Source organism: Solidesulfovibrio sp. C21, assembly GCF_047785625.1.
Taxonomy (GTDB): domain Bacteria; phylum Desulfobacterota; class Desulfovibrionia; order Desulfovibrionales; family Desulfovibrionaceae; genus Solidesulfovibrio.
This window is the reverse complement of record NZ_JBLODY010000149.1, coordinates 1-3,180: the sequence shown is the minus strand read 5'-3', so window position 1 is coordinate 3,180 and position 3,180 is coordinate 1. Positions and strand designations below refer to the sequence as shown.

At 54.4% G+C, this 3,180-nt stretch carries 4 protein-coding genes; 3 read left to right on the top strand and 1 reads right to left on the bottom strand.

Features of this window, described 5'->3' with window-relative positions:
- Both ACMZ6R_RS20325 and istB read left to right on the top strand, forming a co-directional pair.
- A partial coding sequence (locus ACMZ6R_RS20325; RefSeq protein ID WP_416114776.1) for a hypothetical protein occupies nucleotides 1–276 on the top strand: 276 nt, incomplete at its 5' end.
- Nucleotides 273–1,112, top strand: coding sequence for an IS21-like element helper ATPase IstB (gene istB / locus ACMZ6R_RS20320; protein WP_416114775.1), 840 nt, complete (start codon nucleotides 273–275; stop codon nucleotides 1,110–1,112). The genes ACMZ6R_RS20325 and istB, both read left to right, overlap by 4 nt.
- On the opposite strand, the gene ACMZ6R_RS20315 is transcribed toward istB, so the two are convergent.
- Nucleotides 1,076–1,396 carry an ArsR family transcriptional regulator gene (locus tag ACMZ6R_RS20315; RefSeq protein WP_416114774.1) on the bottom strand — a complete coding sequence of 107 codons (321 nt, stop codon included), beginning with the start codon at nucleotides 1,394–1,396 and terminating at the stop codon, nucleotides 1,076–1,078. The two genes, istB and ACMZ6R_RS20315, sit on opposite strands and share 37 nt — an antisense overlap.
- 1,068 nt (nucleotides 1,397–2,464) lie before the next feature.
- Between ACMZ6R_RS20315 and ACMZ6R_RS20310 the strand changes: the two genes are divergently transcribed.
- Nucleotides 2,465–2,851, top strand: coding sequence for a DUF6573 family protein (locus ACMZ6R_RS20310; protein WP_416114777.1), 387 nt, complete (start codon nucleotides 2,465–2,467; stop codon nucleotides 2,849–2,851).
- The last annotated feature ends 329 nt before the right edge of the window (nucleotides 2,852–3,180 follow it).

Genomic DNA, 3,180 nt, shown 5'->3' with positions numbered 1-3,180 from the left:
TTCCGGCGTGCTTACGACGCGTTGCGAGACCGGTTCGAGGAGAACAAGGCCGACAAGGAGTACGTGCGCATCCTGCACTTGGCGGCGTCCACGATGGAGGCCGAGGTGGAAACCGCCCTGGAACTCCTCCTTGAGGCCGGCACGCTGCTCAGCGCCGAGGGGGTCAAAAGCATGGTCACCGATGGCGAAACGCTCGCGGCCATGGGCATGGACGCGCCGCTCGTGGACCTTTCGGTTTACGACAATCTTCTGTCCCGACAGGAAGGTTGCATATGACCCAGGAAACCGGCGGCCTCATGATCTGCCTCAAGGCGTTGCATCTTTCGGCGTTTGCCAGCCGCCTCCAAGAGACGACGGCCACGGCCGAGAGCCAGGGTTGGAGCTACCAACAGTATTTGCAGTACCTAGCCGAGCTTGAACTGGAGGACAGACGGCAAAGCCGTATCGAACGTCTCCGCAAGGCCTCCGGCCTGCCCGGGGATAAGACCTTGGCCAGTCTGGATACGGGGGCTTTGCCTGAACGGGTGAAGAAGATCCTGCCCTCCCTGTGTGAGGGGCACTTCCTTGAACGGTCGGAAAACATCGTGGCCTTCGGCCTGCCAGGACGAGGGAAAACACATCTCCTGTGCGCCATCGGTCATGAGCTTGTCCGTTGCGATCACCCGGTGCTGTTCATCCCGGCCTACCGTCTGGTGCAGAAGCTGCTCATCGCCAAACGCGACTTCAACCTGGAAAAGGCCCTCAAAAAGCTGGATCGCTTCGAGGCGGTGATCCTCGATGACATCGGCTACGTGCAACAGGATCGGGAAGAGATGGAGGTGCTTTTCACCTTCCTGGCAGAGCGCTACGAGCGCGGCAGTGTGCTGATCAGCAGCAACCTTGTCTTCTCTCAATGGGACAAAATCTTTAAGGATTCCATGACGACAGCGGCCGCCATCGATCGGATGGTCCACCATTGCGTCATCCTGGAGCTCAACGGTCAGAGCTACCGGAACCAGGAGGCCCAAAAACGGAATGCGGTCTCACCGCCGCGCGGCGATGATGACGGACGCGGGGCCGACCTCAAACCCGATGATCACATGGCTGAGGCCGAGGTGGATGCACAAAAATAGTTGTCGTCAGTGCCCAAGAGTAATTGACGCTGAGCACTGTAGTTGGCCAGGAGAGTCGGGGACAGACGGAGTCCCGTACCAGAAAACTTCACGCTTCCAGATGCCACACGAGCATCCATCCCTTCGATCTTGTAGAATTTCTCATCCAACGTCATAAGCTTCGTGAGATGATTTTTCAGGGTGGTTTTGGGAATATCGAAGGCATCCATAATTTGCTGAGCAGTTTTCCCTTCGGTGATCATGGTACGAAGTTTCATCGCGTCAAATTTCGATGCGACAGGCATGGGTGAGACTCCTTGTGTTTGTTCTTCGGATTTTCATGAGGAAGATAACTTAAATTTTACAACTGTCAACTTAGCGATGTGTTTATTTCGTTAATATGAGTTCATTTTTGAAGATTGAACAAAAAAATATTGGCAGTTTTTGATTCAGCTTTTTTGTCGACGAGAGCTGCAAAATGTCATCAAATGCTTTTTAAAAGCACTGAGCTTGCCGATTCCGACACTGAAAACGAAATTGTGCAGCTACCTGCATCGGCAACACTCTAAAATAACAGGATTTTACTTTTCCACCTGCTCTCTGCCCACCTCAGGCATTTCCTAGTCACCGCCGGTTCACCCCCCTGCCCCATGGCCGCCGCAATGGTAAGGTGCTCCCGCATAAGTTTTTCAGAGGATGCACCCTAAAAGTCCAAACGTCTTAGCTGGAAATAATCGTCTGCGATTTCAAGATATTGTTGTCAACCAGCTTAAAATACACAGAAATTTCTCAGTTTGGCCTTTTGGACATTGCTGACGCATGGTCTGAAAACACCGGCCACCACGCGGACAAGCTACTCATCACCGGAGCCATTCTGTGCTCGTTGATGGAGCCACCCTGGCCCGTCCCATTCCCCACGGGCCGGCATCCCCGGACACCCCTATCGTTCGCGCTACCCTGCCCCCTCCTGGGCGTTTCCCCCAGGACGCCCCCATTGGGCTCCCCTTGGGCCGAACTTCCAGGAAAACCCCGCTCCGGCCCAAAGTACTTTTTCCTTAGCCCCAGTTCCAGCTTTTTCCTTGACCCCGTGACCGACTCCCCGGCCCAGGGTATCCTTCTTCCCAAAATTCCTTCCCCACCAGGAACCAAAGGACACCTTATGCCTCCACAACACCTCGATAATCTCACTTTGAAGGATGAGATCATCAACGCATTTCGGCCGATTGAGCAGCTTTTCAGAATCATGGATACGTCTGGACTCGATGTCGATGGAACGATTATTCGGTGCTACGCCGAAATTGGGTTGGAGCTTACAGGAAAATTTCGTGATCGAATCGAAAAGTTGCTTGGCCGAAAGCAGGAAGGTTCTGAAAATGCCGAAGGATGACAGCTGGAACGTCGTTTATGCCTATTCCCGCGAGCAAGCGATTGCCGATGGCGTCCTGGTCGACGTCACCGAAGCTGCAAAAGCTATCGGCTTCAAGCTCCACACCGTCGTCACGGATCACCTGTTCCACGGCTATGTCGAAGTGCCTGTCGGACTCGAAGGTGAGGGACAATCTATCGCCGGCCGACTCCATGACCTGATGGTTCTGGCGCTGTTTGCTGCCAGGAGAGCCGTGAACACGGACCGCGTCACCTTCAAGGTCGACTTCCTGATGGCCCCAGGACGCAAGGAAACGGTCGAGGTCGTCGCCCATATCGGCCCAGGTGATCACGGGGAGCCCGTCCTGACCATCATGTTACCAGAGGATGATTAGGAAATATAACCAGATAACCAGGAGAAAAGTATGTTTTCGATTTTCGTGGGTTTTGTCTTGGGAGCCATCGTCGTTGTCGTCGGTGCGCAGCTGCTGACCATCCATCCCAAGCCGAGTCGGTTGCGTAGCCCGAAGTAGCCGGGAAGTTGCCGAACCTCGAAGGAAAGCCCGAGCATGAGCAGCTTGGGCTTTTGTTTTCACGGTAAGCGGTCAATCAGGCCCTTCTTACGCCACTTGAGTTTTCTGCCATAGGAAGTCTCACAGGAGGACAACCATGGCAGCATCAGCACCAGAGGCGTGTTCCGAGAAGACGGTGTATTGGGCTGGGC